This window comes from Pseudomonas spelaei (genome assembly GCF_009724245.1).
In the GTDB taxonomy this organism is placed as follows: domain Bacteria; phylum Pseudomonadota; class Gammaproteobacteria; order Pseudomonadales; family Pseudomonadaceae; genus Aquipseudomonas; species Aquipseudomonas spelaei.
Map to the genome: position 1 here is coordinate 1 of NZ_WNNK01000030.1, position 19,165 is coordinate 19,165.

Annotated in this window: 15 protein-coding genes and 1 riboswitch; of the genes, 9 read left to right on the forward strand and 6 right to left on the reverse strand. The window is 59.7% G+C overall.

Annotated elements, in window-relative coordinates:
• Nucleotides 1–478 precede the first annotated feature (478 nt).
• From mgtA to GNF76_RS25575, 5 genes are all read left to right on the forward strand, one after another.
• Complete coding sequence (mgtA, locus tag GNF76_RS25555) at nucleotides 479–3,247, forward strand: magnesium-translocating P-type ATPase (RefSeq protein WP_155585853.1); 2,769 nt, start codon at nucleotides 479–481, stop codon at nucleotides 3,245–3,247.
• Nucleotides 3,248–3,323: 76 nt separating this feature from the next.
• Nucleotides 3,324–4,040: an MgtC/SapB family protein gene (locus tag GNF76_RS25560; RefSeq protein WP_155585854.1), complete on the forward strand. Its 717-nt coding sequence runs from the start codon at nucleotides 3,324–3,326 to the stop codon at nucleotides 4,038–4,040.
• A 339-nt stretch (nucleotides 4,041–4,379) separates the two neighbouring features.
• Nucleotides 4,380–5,006: a response regulator transcription factor gene (locus tag GNF76_RS25565; protein WP_155585855.1), complete on the forward strand. Its 627-nt coding sequence runs from the start codon at nucleotides 4,380–4,382 to the stop codon at nucleotides 5,004–5,006.
• A gap of 1 nt (nucleotide 5,007) precedes the next feature.
• A complete protein-coding gene (locus tag GNF76_RS25570; RefSeq protein ID WP_155585856.1) occupies nucleotides 5,008–8,658 on the forward strand; it encodes a transporter substrate-binding domain-containing protein in 3,651 nt (1,216 codons plus the stop codon).
• A gap of 147 nt (nucleotides 8,659–8,805) precedes the next feature.
• Complete coding sequence (locus tag GNF76_RS25575) at nucleotides 8,806–9,228, forward strand: ANTAR domain-containing protein (protein WP_155585857.1); 423 nt, start codon at nucleotides 8,806–8,808, stop codon at nucleotides 9,226–9,228.
• 28 nt (nucleotides 9,229–9,256) lie between these two features.
• On the opposite strand, the gene GNF76_RS25580 is transcribed toward GNF76_RS25575, so the two are convergent.
• The 4 genes from GNF76_RS25580 to GNF76_RS25595 all read right to left on the reverse strand — a co-directional run bounded on the left by GNF76_RS25580 (nucleotide 9,257) and on the right by GNF76_RS25595 (nucleotide 13,721).
• Entirely contained in the window at nucleotides 9,257–10,183 is a 927-nt protein-coding gene (locus tag GNF76_RS25580) for an ABC transporter substrate-binding protein (protein WP_155585858.1), read from the reverse strand.
• A complete protein-coding gene (locus tag GNF76_RS25585) occupies nucleotides 10,180–10,527 on the reverse strand; it encodes a (2Fe-2S) ferredoxin domain-containing protein (protein ID WP_379652600.1) in 348 nt (115 codons plus the stop codon). Before GNF76_RS25585 ends, GNF76_RS25580 begins: the two co-directional genes overlap by 4 nt.
• An 11-nt stretch (nucleotides 10,528–10,538) precedes the next feature.
• Nucleotides 10,539–12,464: a TonB-dependent receptor plug domain-containing protein gene (locus GNF76_RS25590; protein ID WP_155585860.1), complete on the reverse strand. Its 1,926-nt coding sequence runs from the start codon at nucleotides 12,462–12,464 to the stop codon at nucleotides 10,539–10,541.
• 93 nt (nucleotides 12,465–12,557) lie between these two features.
• A riboswitch (cobalamin riboswitch) is annotated at nucleotides 12,558–12,763 on the reverse strand.
• A 91-nt stretch (nucleotides 12,764–12,854) separates the two neighbouring features.
• Complete coding sequence (locus GNF76_RS25595; protein ID WP_155585861.1) at nucleotides 12,855–13,721, reverse strand: LysR family transcriptional regulator; 867 nt, start codon at nucleotides 13,719–13,721, stop codon at nucleotides 12,855–12,857.
• 93 nt (nucleotides 13,722–13,814) lie between these two features.
• Between GNF76_RS25595 and GNF76_RS25600 the strand changes: the two genes are divergently transcribed.
• The 4 genes from GNF76_RS25600 (at nucleotide 13,815) to GNF76_RS25615 (ending at nucleotide 16,555) form a co-directional block, all read left to right on the forward strand.
• Nucleotides 13,815–14,369, forward strand: a complete 555-nt coding sequence (locus GNF76_RS25600; RefSeq protein WP_155585862.1) for a DUF4865 family protein — start codon at nucleotides 13,815–13,817, stop codon at nucleotides 14,367–14,369.
• 69 nt (nucleotides 14,370–14,438) lie between these two features.
• Nucleotides 14,439–15,005, forward strand: a complete 567-nt coding sequence (locus GNF76_RS25605) for a histidine phosphatase family protein (RefSeq protein WP_155585863.1) — start codon at nucleotides 14,439–14,441, stop codon at nucleotides 15,003–15,005.
• A gap of 59 nt (nucleotides 15,006–15,064) precedes the next feature.
• Nucleotides 15,065–15,823, forward strand: a complete 759-nt coding sequence (gene cobF / locus GNF76_RS25610; protein ID WP_155585864.1) for a precorrin-6A synthase (deacetylating) — start codon at nucleotides 15,065–15,067, stop codon at nucleotides 15,821–15,823.
• 12 nt (nucleotides 15,824–15,835) lie between these two features.
• Nucleotides 15,836–16,555, forward strand: coding sequence for an alpha/beta hydrolase (locus tag GNF76_RS25615; protein WP_155585865.1), 720 nt, complete (start codon nucleotides 15,836–15,838; stop codon nucleotides 16,553–16,555).
• An 88-nt stretch (nucleotides 16,556–16,643) separates the two neighbouring features.
• On the opposite strand, the gene GNF76_RS25620 is transcribed toward GNF76_RS25615, so the two are convergent.
• Entirely contained in the window at nucleotides 16,644–17,225 is a 582-nt protein-coding gene (locus GNF76_RS25620) for a DcrB/PsbP domain-containing protein (RefSeq protein WP_155585866.1), read from the reverse strand.
• 72 nt (nucleotides 17,226–17,297) lie between these two features.
• Entirely contained in the window at nucleotides 17,298–19,106 is a 1,809-nt protein-coding gene (locus GNF76_RS25625) for a monovalent cation:proton antiporter-2 (CPA2) family protein (RefSeq protein WP_155585867.1), read from the reverse strand.
• Nucleotides 19,107–19,165 lie beyond the last annotated feature (59 nt).

Below are 19,165 nucleotides of genomic sequence, written 5' to 3' on the forward strand. Positions count from 1 at the left end.
AATAGCCGCCATTACCGCAGCAACGGATATGTCCCCCAACCCAACCCAACAACCTGAACCCTCCCTGAAGAATCTTCCTATTCCCCCTGCAGAAACTTTCCTACGGTTTACTCTCCCCGCATCGGGGCGTAAGCTTCCCGCGTTTTCATCAATAGCGGAGACCCTCAGTGGGTACTTGTTCGAGTGACAGTCGTCGGCCGGTCTCGGTAACCGGCACATACTTGGCAAGATAACGCGCATTTTCCTGTGCCGTTGTCTCGCCGAAAAAGCGAGAAGCGGCATCCCGTCACGGCCAGTCCTGGCCCGTGTCCCGAAGTCCTCTCATCGACGCTGAACAGTACGTGATGCCTCACATCGCGGTACTACGGACGCGCCTGTCGTTTGCGACAGGCGGGCCTATCCTGTCGTGCCCGTGACCCGGCCACGGCCCCAGGACGGTCGTACCTGCCCGAAGGTTTCCTCGCGCAGGAGTTACACCATGAAACTTACTCTGTTGAAAGAGTTCTTCGCCGGCTTCCTGCGGACCCGGCATATCGCCCGGCACTTCCGGCGCCTGGCCCTGTTTGAATCGCTGACCGACGCGAGTGTCAGCCGTGACGTGCCGCCGACCCTGGCACAAACCCTGGTGACGGCCGCCAATAGCGAGGCCGCGCCGCTGCTGGTTCGCCTGGGCAGCCATGTCGATGGCTTGCGCGTCCAGGAAGCCGATGCACTGCGGGTCCAGTACGGTCTCAACGAAGTCGAGCACGAGCAGCCGCTACCGTGGTGGGTGCACCTGTGGCACTGCTACAAAAACCCGTTCAACTTGCTGCTGACCTTGCTGGCGTTGATCTCCTGGCTGACCGACGACATGAAGGCCGCCACGGTGATTTTTTCCATGGTGGTGTTGTCGACCTTGCTGCGGTTCTGGCAGGAGGCCAAGTCGAACAAGGCCGCTGATGCCCTCAAGGCCATGGTCAGCAACACCGCCACCGTATTGCGGCGGGACATGGGCAATGAGCCGGCGCATGGCTTGGGCCGTTTCCTCGGTGCTGCGGCGCTGGCGGCCGAAGGGGTGCAGCGTATCGAGTTGCCGATCAAGCAGTTGGTACCGGGTGACCTGATCGTGCTGTCGGCCGGGGACATGATCCCGGCCGATTGCCGCGTACTCAGCGCCAAGGATTTGTTCGTCAGTCAGGCGGCGATGACCGGTGAATCCATGCCGGTGGAGAAGTTCGCCCAGCAGCAGGACGCCAAAACCCTCAACCCCCTGGACCTGGACAACATCCTGTTCATGGGCACCAATGTGGTGTCCGGCGCGGCCACGGCAGTGGTTCTGGCCACCGGTAACAGCACCTATTTCGGCGCCCTGGCGCAGCGGGTCACTGCGACGGACCGGGCAACAACCTCGTTCCAGCACGGCGTCAACAAGGTCAGCTGGTTGTTGATCCGCTTCATGTTCGTGATGGCGCCGCTGGTGTTGTTCATCAACGGTTTCACCAAGGGCGACTGGACTGAGGCCCTGCTGTTTGCGCTGTCGATTGCTGTGGGCCTGACCCCGGAAATGCTGCCGATGATCGTCACCTCGACCTTGGCCAAGGGCGCGGTGTTCCTGTCGCGCAAAAAGGTCATCGTCAAGCGGCTGGACGCGATCCAGAACTTCGGTGCCATGGACGTGCTGTGCACCGACAAGACCGGCACCCTGACCCAGGACAAGATCTTCCTCGCACGCCATGTGGACGTGTGGGGCGAAGAGTCCGATGACGTGCTGGAAATGGCTTACCTCAACAGCTACTACCAGACCGGCCTGAAGAACCTGCTGGACGTGGCGGTGCTGGAACACGTTGAAGTGCACCGCGAGTTGAAAGTCGGTACGGCGTTTCAGAAAATCGACGAGATCCCGTTCGACTTCAACCGGCGGCGCATGTCGGTGGTGGTGGCCGAGCAGGGCCAACCGCACCTGTTGATCTGCAAGGGCGCCGTGGAAGAAATCCTCGCGGTGTGCAACAACGTGCGCCACGGTGATATCAACGAGCCGTTGACGGATGAGTTGTTGGCACGGATTCGCCAGGTGACGGCAGCGTTCAACGAAGAAGGCCTGCGGGTGGTCGCGGTCGCGGCGCAACCCATGGCGGGCGGGCGCGATACCTATAGCCTGGCCGATGAGCGCGACCTGACGCTGATCGGTTATGTAGCGTTCCTCGATCCACCGAAAGAAAGCACTGCTCCCGCGCTCAAGGCCCTTAAGGCTCATGGCGTGGCGGTGAAAGTCCTCACGGGTGACAACGAATTGGTGACGGCGAAGATCTGCCGCGAAGTCGGCCTGGAGCAGCAAGGCCTGCTGATGGGCAACGACATCGAGCGCATGAGCGACACGCAACTGGCCAAGGCGGTGGAAACCACCAACGTGTTTGCCAAGCTGACGCCGTCCCACAAGGAGCGCATCGTGCGCCTGCTCAAGGCCAATGGTCATGTGGTGGGGTTCATGGGCGACGGCATCAACGATGCGCCGGCCCTGCGCACTGCGGACATCGGTATTTCGGTGGACAGTGCAGTGGACATCGCCAAGGAAGCGGCCGACATCATCCTGCTGGAAAAGAGCCTGATGATCCTCGAGGAAGGTGTGCTGGAAGGCCGTCGCACCTTCGCGAACATGCTCAAGTACATCAAGATGACCGCCAGTTCCAACTTCGGCAACGTGTTCTCGGTACTGGTAGCCAGTGCTTTTATCCCGTTCCTGCCGATGCTGCCGATGCACCTGCTGGTGCAGAACCTGTTGTATGACATTTCGCAGATCGCCATTCCGTTCGACAACGTCGACGAGGAGATGCTGAGCAAGCCACAACGCTGGCAGCCGGGGGACGTGGGACGCTTCATGCTGTTCTTCGGGCCCATCAGTTCGATCTTTGACATCACCACGTTCGCCTTGATGTGGTATGTCTTCGACGCCAACACGCCGGACCATCAAACCCTGTTCCAGTCGGGGTGGTTCGTGGTGGGACTGCTGACCCAGACGCTGATCGTGCACATGATCCGCACCCCGAAAATCCCGTTCCTGCAGAGCCGAGCGGCAATGCCGTTGATGGTGATGACCGGCGTGATCATGGCGGTGGGGATTTTCCTGCCAATGGGACCGTTGGCGCATTACTTCAAATTGCAGGCGCTGCCATCGCTGTATTTCGTGTTCCTGCCGGTGATCCTGCTGGCGTATATGGCGCTGACTCAGGCGGTGAAAGGTTTCTATATCCGTAAGTTTGGCTGGCAATAACGGCTTGGGGGCTGGTTTGCCAGCCCCTGCGTTCGCCAGTGTTCACATGGACAGGCAGTGAAAAGGAGCGTTTTTCATGCAAGCAATCAACAACATCAACCTCAATTCCCTGGTCGACACCCTGGTCAGTCTCAGTGCGGCCTTCATCCTCGGCGGGTTGATCGGGTTTGAACGGCAGTACCGCCAGCGCACCGCCGGTTTGCGCACCAACGTGTTGGTGGCGGTGGGGGCGGCGATTTTCGTCGACATGGCCAACCGTCTGGGCGGGGCGGAAGGGGCGGTGAGAGTGGTCGCGTATGTGGTTTCGGGCATCGGTTTTCTCGGGGCTGGCGTCATCATGCGCGAGGAGGGCAATGTGCGCGGCCTGAACACGGCGGCCACCCTGTGGGCTTCGGCGGCTGTGGGCGCCTGCGCCGGTGCCGACCTGATCCTGGAAGCGCTGCTGGGGACACTGTTTATCCTGGCGGCCAATACCTTGTTGCGACCGATTGTCAACAACATCAACCGTCAGCCACTGGACGTGGTGTCGGCCGAGGTGACGAACATCCTCTACGTGATCGCGCGCCGTACTCAGCAAAAGGCCGTGCTGGCCTTGCTGGAAGCGGAGCTGGCGCGTTGCAACTATCCGGCCAGTGATGTCGACGTGCGCCCCTTCGGCAGTGAGGAAGTGGAAATCGAGGCCACCCTGGCGGTGACGTCGGTGGACGGCGACGAACTGGACGCCCTGGTCTCGCGTATCTCCACATCGACCCTGGTGGTGCAGGCTTTCTGGAGCCCGAGTACTACCGAGTAATCCACGCTTCTTGTCCGCATGCCCGGTGGCCGTCCTTCGCAGGGAGAAAGGACGGCATGGCCGGCCTCCTTCGATGATTTTTACTATGCTTCTTATGAGGATAAATCCTACATGTGCGTAGGAGTTCCCCTTCATATGAATAGTGCTTCCATTGCTAATGTTGCGCCCTTGCGACTAGCCAGCAACGAACTGGAAGTATGCAGCGCCGTTCGTCGGAACTGTTATTTCTCACAGGTAGCCAAGTTCAGTGCGCAATGTAAGGGTATTGGCGCTTTGATGAGTTCATCAAGCTGCCAGTGAGGGAATCAATGAGGTGTGGTGTCTTTCCAAGGGAGTCGCATGAGTAAAGCGTTAATAGTGGACGATCATCCGTTTATTCGGGCAACTGTCAGGTATTTGCTGAGGCAGGAAGGCTTTGACAAGATTTTTGAGGCAGGCAACGGGGCTGACGCCATGCAGATTGCCAGGGAAGAACGACCGGACCTGATCATCCTCGATCTGGCCATGCCGAAGTTGGGTGGGTTGGAGGTGATCAGTCGGGTGAAGGCCTTGGGCCTGCCGTGCAGGATCCTGGTGCTGACCTCGTACCTGGCGGTGTTCTTTTCCGCGCGCTGCATGCGTGCCGGCGCGATGGGGTTTGTTGCCAAGACCGGTGAGTTGGATGAGCTGCAAAAAGCCATCAAGGCAGTCATGTCCAACTACAGTTGTTTCCCCAGCCTGCCCACCAGTTCTGTACGCCGGGATGATTTGCAGTCCACTGAGCTGGAGATGGTGGCTGAGCTCTCGGATCGCGAGCTGACGGTCTTGCAGAAGCTCGCCCTGGGCTTGGGTAACAAGGAAATTTCCGAAGATATGCTGCTCAGCCACAAGACCATCAGCACCTATAAAACCCGATTGAAGGAGAAGTTGAAGATGTCGTCGGTGGTGCATTTGTCCAAATTCGCCCAGCGTAATCATCTGATTTGACATGAGCGTATTGCAACGCGGGTGGCTGCACAGTGTGGCCTGGGCGGCCGTCCTATGCTGCGCGTGCACAACAGCCTTGGCCGAGCCCACGGAGTTGACGCTTCAGGGACGCTCCCGTGTCGAGGACTATCAGGTCAAGCTGGCCGAGGGCGATTGGCGCTGGTTAAGAGAGAAGGGCCATTTGCAATTGGGCATTTCCTCGCCTGATTATGCGCCGTTTGACATTACCGTAGAGGGCCGCCATGGCCTTGAACTGGAGGGACTCACCGCCGATTATGCCGCCCTGGTGGGGCAGTTGTTGCACGTTGAGATTGTGGTTCGTTGCTATGACTCTCGTACCAGGCTGCTGCAAGCCTTGAAGAACGGCGAGGTCGATCTGGTGGGGACTGCCAACGGTTTTGAGGCGGCGGACCCGGAGCTGACCATGACCCGGCCTTATGCTCAGGATCAACCAGTGTTGGCTGATCGTAATCTCGGCCCTCATACGGTGACACCTGACTTGGCCGGAAAACGGGTAGCGATGCTCTATCACTATCTGCCGCCCGAGCAGGTGCGGGCGTTTTATCCCAAGGCGGACGTGCAACTTTATCCTTCGACACTCAGTGCGCTGGGCGCAGTGGCCTTTGGCCAAGCGGACGTCTACCTGGGGGACTCATTCAGCGCCAACTATCTGATCAACAAGAACTATCTGAACAACGTGAAGATGGTTGACTTCTCTGAAATGGAGGTCAACAGCTTTGGCTTTGCCGTGGCGGCAGGTAATCGCTCGTTGTTGCGTATCGTCAACAGTGCGCTGGCCTCCGTTCCGGAAAGCGAAAAAGCTGCCATTTTGCGGCGTTGGAGTGCGGGTGGAGTCAGTATGGTCGCTACTCAATCACTGCACTTCAGCAAGGCTGAACAGCACTGGCTCCAGACCCATCGCCAGTTGAAAGTGGTGGTCAACGAACATTTTTTGCCCTTGTCATTTTTTGATGACGAAGGTCGCTTCAGCGGCATCAGCGCCGATGTACTGGCCAGGATCAGTTTGCGCACCGGCCTGAAGTTTGATGTCCAGCAAATGGAGTCGGTGGATGACTTGATTCAGGCGGTGGCGACAGGCAAGGCGGACCTTGTGGCTGCCATCACCCCCAGCATGGAGCGCGAAGGACGACTGCGCTTTACCCGTCCTTACCTGACCAGCCCTTATGTGCTGATCAGCCGTAATACCCACAACAGTCCGAATACGCTGGATGATATGGCTGGCAAGCGCCTGGCATTGATTCGTGGCAACCAGTTGGCTGACTACATCACCGATCATGCCCCCTCTATTCAACAAGTCCCTGCACAGAATGCGGCCCACGCGATGGCGCTGGTTGCCAGCGGTGCTGTGGACGCCGCCGTCAATCCGTTGATCAGTGCGCGTTACATTATCTCTCGCGAGTATCGGGACCGGTTGCGGATCACCAGTACGGTGGGTACGGAGCCGGCGGGTATTTCCTTTGGTGTCGGACGTGGGGCCCTGGAGCTGTATTCGATCCTGGACAAGGCCCTGCTGAGCATCTCACCGGAGGAGATGGATGAGTTGACCAATCGCTGGCGCAGTGAGGTGGTGCTTGAAGACAGTTATTGGCGGCGTCACCGGAGTACGATTATCCAGGGCTTCGCTTTGTCCGGACTGCTATTGATGGTGACCCTCGGCTGGGCCATTTATCTACGTCACCAGATCCGTAGGCGAGCCCAGGCCGAACGTGCCTTGAGTGATCAGATGCGTTTTATGAGCGTACTGATCGACGGGACGCCCCATCCGATTTATGTCCGTGATCGCATGGGAAGGTTAATGGCGTGCAACAACGCTTATCTCGATGTCTTCGGTTACACGCTCGAAGAGGTGATCGGCACAACGGTGATCGAAGTCGATCCCGGTAATCGCTATCAGGCTCGGTTGTTCCATGCTGATTTCCTGCGGCTGATGGAAAGAGGTGAGCCGCAGATACGTGATCGCCTGCTCAAGGTGCCCGGTGGCGCAACCCTCACCATCTACCACTGGATGCTGCCGTACCGTGACGGTGATGAAAAAGTGGTGGGTATGATCGGCGGCTGGGTGGATGTCAGTGAACGGCAGCAGTTACTGGGCCAATTGCAAGAGGCCAAGGAAGGCGCCGATGCCGCTAACCGCGCCAAGACGACCTTTCTGGCGACCATGAGTCATGAAATCCGCACGCCCATGAACGCGGTGATCGGCATGATTGAATTGGCCCTGAAAAACGCCGAACAGGGCCGGGTCGACCGTGATGCGCTGGAAGTGGCCTCCGATGCATCACGGGGGATGCTGGAGTTGATCGGCGATATTCTTGATATCGCTCGTATCGAATCCGGTCATCTGTCGTTGACCTTGGAGACTTCAAACCTGCGGGAGCTGCTGGAGTCCGTGAGTCGGATTTTCGAGGGGCTGGCCCGGGCCAAGGGCTTGTCACTGCGGGTGGACATCGCCCCGCAGATTGATCGTCATGTGCTGATTGATCCTTTGCGCTTCAAACAAGTGGTTTCCAACCTGTTGAGCAATGCCATCAAGTTCACGGACACCGGCGAGGTGCACCTCACTGCTGACGCGACACCGGCTGTTGACCAGGGCTATCTGACCCTGACCCTGAGTGTCGAAGACACGGGCATTGGTATCGGCACTGAGGACCAGGCTCGTCTGTTTCACCCCTTTATCCAGGGGCGTAATACTGAACAATCGGCACGCAGTGGTTCCGGCCTGGGGCTGGTGATCAGTCGCAGCTTGTGCCAGATGATGGGCGGGCAATTGCAACTGGACAGTGTGGTCGGCCAAGGCACCCGGGTTGATGTCAGGCTGCCCCTGGCGATTGCGACAGCCGCTCCAGCGTCCACGGCGCCTGTGGAGTTGGAAACGCCGCCGGCTCATGTGTTGAACATCCTGGTGGTGGACGACTATCTGGCCAACCGAATATTGCTGTCCCGGCAATTGAGTTTTCTGGGGCACCGGATCAGTACTGCCGAGGATGGCGTCCAGGGGCTTGCCCGTTGGCATGCAGCGTCTTTTGATGTGGTCATCACCGATTGCAATATGCCGCTTATGGACGGTTACGAGCTGGCCCGGGAAATCCGCGCGCAAGAGCAGCAAAGCGGGCGAGCGGCGTGTCTGTTGCTGGGATTTACGGCCAACGCCCAGCCAGAGGAAACGGAGCGGTGCCGGCAGGCCGGGATGGACAGTTGCCTGTTCAAACCCACCGGGCTTGAAGACCTGCATGCGGCATTGGTTTCGCGTACGGCCAGTCCCTCTGTAGCCGAGGTGCTCGTGCCCGAGGTGGCCCCGGACATTGATTTGAGCCATCTGAAGAAGCTGACCGGTGGTGATGTTGAAGCGATTAAAGAGCTACTGGCGCCGTTGCTCGACAGCCTTGAGGCAGACCTTGAGCAATTGGCAGCGCTACGCGGTAAGAGCGACTTTGCCAGGTCACATGACCTGGCCCATAGAACCAAGGGTGGGGCCCGTATGGTCAAGGCCCAGGCACTGATCAGCTGTTGTGAAATATTGGAAGGCGTATGTGAACGACAGGACCGTGATGCCCTGGCGCCGGCATTAGAGCGTATGGACGAAGCTATCGGTCTTTTGCATCACACCCTGACCGCTTATTGCAATCAGCGTTGACTGGCCTGTCGCATTGTTTGCAGCCGTTTGAGGTATTTGGGAGAACTCCTACGTCAAGGTGGAACAAGGCTGATTTTGTCTTCGGATTATGTCTGGAGAATGGGCCGCTCTTTTCTTCAATGAGCGATGCATGCTCAGGGGTTCACCATGCCAAACAAAGCACTGACCATCCTGATCGCCGATGAACAGCATCTACCACGGCTGTACATTGAAAAAATGCTCAACCAACTGGGCTACTTCCGCATTGTTCCGGTGCAGACCTTCGAAGAAGTGCTGATACTCACGGCCCTACCGGCCGAGCCATTCGACGTGCTGATTTTCAACGCGGGCATGGCCAGGGGGGATGACGAAATCGCAGTCTTCCAGCAACAACACCATGTATTGGTCTACGAGGATCAGGCGCGGGGTACGGACGCCGTGGCGGCATCTTCGCTCGTTATGCGATTGCCGGGAGCGCCGGACAGCATCAACCTTGAGCATTTCATGGACATCATCGACCCGTCATCGCCGGTGACCGGCTTACGGGTACTGCCGTGGCTGAGGGAGTTGTCCCGCAGCCGGGCCCATTAATCCCGGTTTGGTGCGATCCCGCCAGCGGCTACGGAAGGCGCGAGAATTCCTTGAATTTTTGTGCCAGGCCTAATACCACACGTCCACTGCCCATCGTTGGCACCAGGTGGGTAAAAGGGATATCGATCATGCGGTTTTCCCTCACCGCCCGCAGCTGTGACAGTACCGGATCCTGAGTCAGTAACTGGCGCTTGCGCCGGGCCGGGGACCATACGGCGTCGGCCAGCAGGATCACGTCCGGGTCGCTCATCAACAGGGTTTCCCTGCTCACCGTCACCCGGTATTGATTGATCCCGGCGAACAGGTTGCGGGCGCCCGCAGCCGCGAGCAAGGCGGTGACAAAACCGCGCTGGCCCTCGCTGTCCAGGCCGTTGACTTCACTGTCCAGGTAGAACACCGAGAGCGGTTTACCCGGGCCGATCAGCGCTTGGGCGCTGGCCAGGTCGGCGTCCATGGCATCGCTCAGGTCTTGGGCCAGCTGCTGTTTATGCACCAGGGTGCCGAGGGTGAACAGGTCGTTGCGGATGTGATTGAAGTAATCCAGGGAATGGCCGTCACAGGCTGACTCCAGCAGATACGAGCCAACACCGTTGCCGGCCAGCCCGGTTCGGGACGTGACGCTATTGCCGAACGCCGTGGCGAAACCGCCGACCACAAAGTCTGGCTTTTGCGCGTACAGCACTTCGCTGGAGGGATACCGGGGGGCAATCACGGGCACGCCGAAATACGTACTTTGGCGCTGGGCGATGCCGTCGTCGTCCAGGTACGCCACACCCACCAGCGCCGGGCCGGCATCCAGGGCCAACAGCAGGTCGGCGGCATGCTGGTTCAGGGCCACAATACGTGAGGGCGGCGAGTGGCCAAGGGGCCAGGCCTGGCCGCAATTGCGGTAACTGTCGGCCAACACTGGGGCTGTCCAGAGCAGGGTACTCAAGAGTAGCCAACGCTTTCTCATGAGCGGGCCTTGATCAACAGGTCGTCGACGACTTCACCACCCACCAGGTGCACGTCTACCAGCCGTTGCACGTCTGCTTTCGTGCGCACGCCGTACCAGCAGGTGTCTGGATAGACCGTCACAATCGGCCCCAGGTTGCAGGGGAACTGGCAGTGGGTGCGGGTCAGCAGCACGCCCCTCGGGGTTTCGATGCATGCGTGCTCGAGCAACTGGCGGCGCAGCGCCTTCCACAACTGCAAAGCGCCACGCTGGGTACAGCGCGGGCCGGTGCACAGGAACACGTGGCGGGCGTGGTCGGGGACGTGCGACCAGTCCGGGTGGGTTTCTACAGTGTCGTTTTGCACGGGCTTATTCATCAGAAGCGATACGTATAACGCACCTCGGAGGTGAAGGGCCGGCCGAGGTTGTCGACGTTGGCGGAGCGACTGGTGACGTAGTCTCGGTCGAACAGATTCTCCACCAGCAGGCTTACGCGGTGCTGGTGGGCATTGTCGAGATAGCGATAGGCGTCGGCGTCCACCACTGAGTAGTGGCCGTATTCGACCTTTTTCGAACTGATGACATCGCGGATATAACGGATGGCGCTGCCCGCGCCCCACATCCGGTCTACCGATTCGTAGCCGACCCGCGAGCGCGCAAAGAAACTCGGGATATCGTTGAGGGTCACACCCGCGCGGGACTCGGTGAGGTTGCGGGTCATGTCCGCCTGAAGGCTCCATTGATCGTTGAGCGCCAGCCTGGCGTCGGCTTCGAAGCCGCGCATCTGGATCTGGCCCTGGCCGTTGACCCACTGTTCGCCGTCCAGGGTAATCAGGTCGGTGATCTTGCGTTTGAACACGGTCAGGCTGGCGCTGAAGTCGCGGTTGAACAGGTTGCCTTTGTAGTCGACACCCAACTCGGCGTTGCGACTTTTCTCCGGTTTCAGGTTGCGGTTGCCCCTCTCGTCGCCCGGTTCGTTGACGAACAATTGCTCGGCGTTCGGCAGTTTGTAGGCGGTGCCGTACTGGCCGCGCAATGCCCAGTTATCGTTGAGGTCGTAGAGCGAAGTGAGCATGCCGACCGTGGCACTGTCGCCGCCGCTCATGGCTTCGTGGCGGATGCCGATGCTGGGATGCCAGTCGGGCAGGGCGTCGATTTTCGGTCGCAGCTGGGTGTACAGCGCGTGGGCCTGGGCTTTGTTGTTGTCGATGATCAGTACATCGTCCTGGCCCTTGAACCACTGGTTGTCGGAGCCAAATACCAGCACATGATCACCCGGCAACAGCGCCTTGCCTTCGGCTTGTATGCCCCAGTCGGTGAAGCCCCAATAGTCGTTGTGATTTTTGACCGTGGTGCCACCGCCTTCGGTGTTGAGGATCCTGGTGTAGCGCGTATCCCAGTCGTTGATATGGCCCTTGATGAAGTAGCTCAACCGCTCGCTGAGGCTTTGCTCGAAGGTCGCCGTGGCGATTTGTTGCACTCGGTCGTTGGTAGTTTTGTGGTTGTTTGTGGCACCGGCGAAATCCAGGTTGGCATCGGCGTATTGGTAGAACAGCTCCAGCCGTGAGTCATCGCTGAAAGACTGAATGGCCTTGCCGCCGAAGGTGCTGACTTCGTAGGAGCGCTTCTTGTCGGTGACGTTTTTCATATCACGGTTGCGAAACGGCTGGTAACCCTCGGAGACATTACGGCTGACATAGGCCAGCAAGCCCAGGTCGCCGAAGCCATTGTTGAAAATCTTCTCTGCCCGTGCATCGCCGGTGGTTCCGCCGAACGTATCCACGCCCAGGTTCACCTCACCGGAAACCTCGCGTGACTGTGGGCTGCGGGTGACGATATTGATCACGCCGGACACCGCCTGGGTGCCGAACAACAGGCTCTGCCCACCCTTGAGTACTTCAATGCGTTCGATGGCGTTGGCTGGCAGGGTATCCAGGTACAGGCCGCCATACAGGCGATTATTCAGGCGCACACCGTCCAGCAGGATCAACGTATCGTCGTTGCGCCCGCCCAGCAGGGAATAGGTGCCGTAGTCGAACGGACCGTTTTTCGGCGCGACGTAAAGGCCGGGGATAAACATTTGCATGACCCGCGAGACATCGGCGCTGGGGCCGGCGCGTTCGATCTGTTCGCGGGTGACGATCTCCACCTTGCTGCCGTACTGAGCCATATCGGCAACAGTGGTGGACTCCACCGAGGGCGCAGAAACGATCTGCTGCTTGAGCACCAGGGCTGTTTCATCGGCGAGCAGGAGCGGGCTGAACAGGCAGCCCAACAGGGAAGTACAGGAACGTCGAATCATAGTCTTCTCGAAAAGTTTCTTTCGCAGAAGCACGCAGGAGAAGGCATCGAGCACACGCCAATACCGGCCCATGCCCGCCCACCGCAGGATTTTGCCAAACAGAAATTCCAGGCCGGTCTCCGGGCTCACGAGGCTCGATCCCTTCACCTTCCCATGGCGGTTTGGCCACAGTGGTGTGTCGAAGGGGTCACTCGTATACCGTTGCGGGGGCAGCACCGGACTGGCTCGGAAAGAGCGTACCGGTTTCCCGTTTCACCCCATGCACGGCGGCATGAGGCACCTGAAACTGGGCGGCATCTGAACATTCGCAAGACCGTTCGTCAACTTGGGTAGGAAATTTTTCAGGCACCTGAGGTGCAGGCGCAACGACGGTGAGGTGTTCAAGTGGCCTTAGCGTTCCAGAACGCCTCTGAACGTCGCACTCAACGCCCGTAACGTTTCCCTGGAGCGTCCGTCGCTGATCCGGCTGTACAGCACGACTTCGCTGACGGGCAGCGCGGGTAATCCCCACTGTGCGCTCACGTCCACCGCACCCGCTGGTGCCACGCGACGGGCGAGGGCGGCCACGCCCAAACCGGCACTGACCGCTGCACCCACGGCCATGACGCCGCCGCCGACAAACACCTCGGTCCAGTCGATTCGCGCCTCATCCAGCGCCCGCACTGCCAGGTGTCGTACACCGCAGGGCGGGGCCATGGTCGCCATGCGCAATGGCGTTCCGGGCGTGTGCTGCCAGGTGGGCGCGGCGAACCAGCCAAAGCGCTCCACCACCAGCACTTCACCGTCCTGACGGTCGCCCTCGTTGCGTACGATCACGGCGTCCAGTTCGTTGCGGTCGAAGGCCGCCACCAGGTCACGGGAGGAGGCAATCCGTACTTCCAGGATCACCAGCGGGTCGTAGGCGGCCAGGCGGCTGAGCCATACCGGCAGGTCAGGCCCGGCGACGTGGTCGCTGATGCCGATCACCAAACGTCGCGTTGCGCTGGCGCTCATATCACCCAAAGCCCGTTCGTGGGCATTGAGCAAAGCGCGGGCGGCGACGATGAACTGCTCACCTTGAGGCGACAGGCGCACATGCCGGGGCGTGCGCTCCAGCAGGCGATAACCGAGGCGTTCTTCCAGGCGCTTGAGCTTGAGGCTGATGGCGGCCTGGGAGGTATCGAGAGCCTGGGCTGCGCGAGTGAAACTGGCGAAATCCGCCACCAGTACGAACGCTTGCACGGTGTCGATATCCAGAGGTTTGAGTGTGTCGGTCATTTCCATTCCTTATCACACCTATATTTAGCGATATCTTGATAAAATCATTGAGCCTGCGCAAGCTCAACACTCATCTTGCACAGGAGCGCCAGCATGTTCGCCAAACAGTATTCACACCGCCTGCCCGCCGATTACGACATGGGCGTCATTCGTCAACGCGCGGCGCAACTGGGGCCGTTGTGGGATGACACTGAGGGGTTGTTGTTCAAGGCCTTTATTGCCCAAACGCGAGGGCAGGGTGCAGGCGTGGGAAACCTGTATGCCTCGGTGTACCTGTGGTCCGATCCCTTGGCTGCGGCAGACTTTTTACTGGGCGAGCGCTTTCAAAAAGTCCTCGACAGTTTTGGCCAACCACACATCGAATCCTGGCTACCGTTGGACCTGCGACGGGGCCCGGCGCAAAACGCCTTGAGTTTGTATCGGGAGGAGTGGGCGCTGGCGCCGGGGGCGGATCGTGCGCAGGTGCTGGCAGCTGAAAAGGCGCGCAATCAACAGGTGGCTGACGGCAGCGATAATGTTGCGGTGTTCCTGGCACTGGATGTCCAGGCGTGGAAGCTGGTGCGGATTACCTTGTCGGCCAAGGCACGGGAGGACAACCATTCCGGCAGGGGGTATGAGGTGCTCTACCTGGCGCGTCCGGGGTTGTAAGGACGGCTACAGAGAAGGGTGTTCCTGTGTCAGGATGCGTCCTTTACCTTGATGCCAGGGCGATTTTCGATGCAGGCCACCCGCTTGACCCTCATTTGCCATGCCAGTACGCCGGCTCAAAAACGCGCCCGCTTCGCGTTGGACGAACCCTTGGAGATGGCGTGGCAGTCGGCGGCGTTGTCATTGGCCGGCCGCTTCAAGCGCGCGCCCCGTTTACTCTGTGGCCCCGAGGTACGAACCCGGCAAACGGCGATGTTGTTTGGCGAGTCCCCGCAAGTTGACGCGGCCCTGCGCGATTGTGATTTCGGGCGTTGGCAAGGGATGGGTCTCGACGAAATCCAGCGGGCCGAACCCGACGCCTTGCAGGCCTGGCTGACGGACTGCACCGCCAAGCCCCATGGCGGTGAATCCGTGGCGCAACTGTGCGAGCGGGTAGGGCGGTGGCTGCAATCGCTGGAGCAGACACCGGGCCATGTGCTGGCGGTGACGCATCCCTTTGTGATTCGCGCCGCGTTGCTGCATGTCATGCAAGGCCCGCTGGCGATGTTCAATCGGATTGATGTGGAGCCATTGTCATCCACCGAGCTGCGTTTCAACGGCGTCTGGCGCCTGCGCCTGGAAACTCACGCCACCTAGGGCTACGAACATGGCAAAATCGGCCTCCCGCACTGAGAACACCCCATGAAGACTTTCCCATGAAGAGCATCCTGATCATCGGCATTGGCGCCGGCAACCCCGACTACATCACCATGCAGGCGGTCAAGGCGCTCAACCGTACCGACGTGTTTTTCCTGATGGACAAGGGCCAGAGCAAGGACAAGCTGATCGACCTGCGCCGGGAAATCTGCGAGACCTATATCAACGCCGGCCACGCTTACCGCTTCGTCGAGGCCGATTGCCCCGAGCGGGTGCGTGGCGAAATCGACTACACCACTGCCGTCCAGGACCTCAACCGCGACAAGCAACAGACCTTCGAGCGGATGATCAACGAGCAAATGGCCGACGGTGAGTGCGGCGCATTCCTGGCTTGGGGCGACCCGGCGTTGTACGACAGCACCCTCCGTATCTTGCAGGCGATCCTGGCCAGTGGCGCCTGTGAATTTGAATTCGAAGTGATCCCCGGCATCACCAGTGTCCAGGCCCTGGCGGCCCAGCATAAAGTACCGTTGAACCGTATCGGTCGCTCCATCGAGATCACCACCGGCCGCCGGTTGGCGGCAGGACAGGCCAGCGATGCCGACACCCTGGTGGTGATGCTCGATGCCGAGGACTCCTACCGTACCGTGGCCGATCAGGGTCTGGATATCTATTGGGGCGCTTACCTCGGTACGCCGGATGAGATTTTGATCAGCGGCAAGGTGGCTGAGGTGGCCGATGAAATCGAGCGCGTACGCAAGGCGGCGCGACAGGCCAACGGCTGGATCATGGACACTTATTTATTGCGCAAGCCCTAGAGGTTCACTTCCATGCTCAGATCGATCGCCCTCGCACTGGCCCTGTTTGCCGGCATGGCTCAGGCTGACGATACGCTGCACACCGACTTGCCGCTGCTTTATCTGGAGCAGACCCAGAATGACGCACGCAACCAGCCGCTGGTGATTTTCCTGCACGGCTATGGCAGCAATGAGCAGGACTTGTTCGGCCTGCGGGATCGGCTGCCATCGACCTGGACCTATTTGTCGGCGCGTGCACCGCTGCCAGTGGAGCCCCATGGCTATCGCTGGTTTACCAAGACGCCGGGGGATGGCGATTACGACGGCGAGACCGCCGACTTGCAGAGCAGCGCCAAATTGATTGGTGATTTTGTCGCCCAGGCCACGCGTAAATATCACACCGAAAGCGATCGGGTGTTTCTGGTGGGGTTCAGCCAGGGGGCGATCATGTCCTACGAGGTGGGGTTGCGACATCCTGAGACGTTGCGGGGAATTGCAGCGCTCAGCGGCAGTTTGCTGCCGGTGCTCAAGGCTGAGTTGAAGCCTGATGCGCGGCTTGAAAAGCTGGCGATTTTTATAGGTCATGGGACGCTGGATCAGGCGCTGCCGTATGTGTCGGCGACCCGGGCCAATGAGGTGCTGCAAGGGCTTTCCTTGAAGCCTGAGTTTCACGGTTATCCGGGGATGATCCACACCATAGGCGAGGCGGAACTGCAGGACCTGAAGAACTGGCTGGAAAACAGTCTTCGGTAATGGCGGTATTGGCTGTGTGAATGCAGAACTAATGTGGGAGCGAGCAAGCCCGCTCCCACATTTGATCGGTGTTGTTGATAAAACTGGATTACTTACCGCCGGTAATCTGCTTCACCAACACCTCATGGCCTTTCACATCATCCGCCCGTGAAATAGCCTGGATCACCAGCAGATGATTGCCGGAGCCGGCGAGGAAGGTCGAGTTCAACGTCTTGCCACCGCCCATGGTCGCGGTGCTGTCCACTTGGCGCAGGCCCAGGCCCTTGACGGTCAGTTTCTTCTCGGCCTGTTTCTTGAAGTCCGGCAGGGCCGCGCTTTGGTCCTTGACGAAACCGGCGACGGCACCGTCGAGGAACTGCGGGTCGTTGTCCTTGATGATCACACCATCGTTACGCGCGGTCTCGGCCACGATCACTACGCTTTTCGTGGCCTGGTTCGCGTACATCGTGCCGCTGGTGCCGGCGGTGCCGTCAGCTTCATTGCCCGTTGGCAACGCATCACCGACGTAGTCCTTGGGCAAGTTGAAGGTGAACTTGCCGCCCAGGGTCGAGATGCTTTGTGTGGCCGCTTTCTGGGCGGCCGGTTTGCTGGCGGCAAACACTTGGCTGGCGCTGAACCCGACGGTCAACGCGAGGGCCAAGAGGGCTGCGGTCTTGCTGAGGGTGGCCATGAAGCTCTCCAGGAAAGAACGAAATTGCGCTGCATTCTGTCAGAAAATTCGCAAAATCGTTCAAATCCATCCTCAGGCCTTGTCGGATTCTTCTTCCAGTCGATCCATCTCAAACAACCGCGCCAGTTCCGTGCGGGCTTCCTGGGCGCTCTGCATGACCTTGGCGGCGTCGTCATACACCGCATGTTGGGCGGCCAGCAGTTGCAGGTCGTGGTTTTTGAAACGGGTGATCCGCGCATCTGCCTGGGCCTGGCTCAAGCCCAGGCCCAACAGGGTACGGCGGCTCATTTCCAGGCTGGAGTAGAAGGTTTCGCGCACGGGTTGCGCATCCAGGTCCACCAGGCGATGAACGTGTTGGCGGTTACGGGCCCGGGCAATGATCTTCATGTGCGGGTAGAGCTTGCGTACCAGTTCGGCGGTCTTGATGTTGATCTCGGGGTCATCCATGGCGATCACGAAGAATTCCGCCTGGTCGACCTTCGCCGCGTGGAGGATTTCCGGGCGCTGCGGGTCACCGTAGAACACCGGCATGCCGCCGAAACTACGGGTCAGTTCGATGGTTTCCACCGAGGTGTCGAGGGCGATAAACGAGATATTTTGCGCCCGCAGGATCCGCGCCACGATCTGTCCCATCCGGCCCATACCGGCGATCACCACGCGAGGCGTATCGCCTTCGATGGCGCGGTATTCTTCCGGTACGTCCACGGGTTTGCTCTTGGGCTTGAACAGCTTCGGGCACAGCAACAGCAGCAGCGGTGTCACGGCCATCGACAGGGTAATGGTCAGTACCAGGATGTCGTACAGGTGAGGTTCGAACAGGCCCTGGTCTCGGCCAATCTTGAACACCACGAAGGCAAATTCACCGCCTGCCGCCAACACCACACCCAGGCGCAGCGCGCTTTCGCGGTTGAGGTCACCGGCCAGGCGGCCCACGCAAAACAACAGCGGCAGTTTGATGCCGATCAGCAGTAGCGTCAGCCCGAGCACAATCACGGGCGCACTGAACAGCAGGCTGATATTGGCGCCCATGCCCACGCTGATAAAAAACAGCCCCAACAGCAGGCCCTTGAACGGCTCGATCTGTGATTCGAGTTCATGCCGGTATTCGGAGTCCGCCAGCAGCAAGCCGGCAAGGAACGCGCCCAAGGCCATGGACACGCCCACCAACTCCATCAACCACGCGGTGCCGATCACTACGAGCAACGCGGTGGCAGTGGACACTTCCCGCAGGCCGGTCTTGGCGACGATGCGAAACACCGGCCGCAACAGGTAACGTCCGCCGATGATCACCACGACGATGCTGCCCAATACCTGCAAGCCGTGGTTGAGGTCCTGGGCCGCAGTGGTGGTGTGGTCGCCGCCGGCGAGCAGCGGCACCATGGCGATCAGCGGGATCGCCGCGATGTCCTGGAACAGCAGGATGGCAAACGCCAGTCGCCCGTGAGGCTGGTTCAGCTCCTTGCGCTCGGCCAGGCTTTGCAGGCCGAAAGCGGTGGACGACAACGCGAGGCCGAGGCCGAGCACAATCGCGCTGTTCCATGACTGGCCAAAGCCCCACAGCGCTACCACGCCAATCACCGTGCCGGTGAGCAACACTTGAGCCAGGCCGACGCCAAACACCGATTTGCGCATCACCCATAACCGTTTGGGCGACAGTTCCAGGCCGATGATAAACAGCAGCAAAACCACCCCCAGTTCGGAGAACTGCGCGACGCTTTGTGGGTTGCCCACCAAGCCCAACACCGATGGGCCGATGATCACGCCGGCCAGCAGATAGCCCAGCACCGCGCCCAGTTGCAGGCGCTTGGCCAACGGCACGGTCAGCACGGCGGCGAAGAGGAACACCACGGCTGCTTGTAACAGGTTGCCTTCATGGGGCATTGCGTACTCCAGGATCTTTTACCGAATCAACAGGGCGCTATTAGAGCGCTTTTTTACGT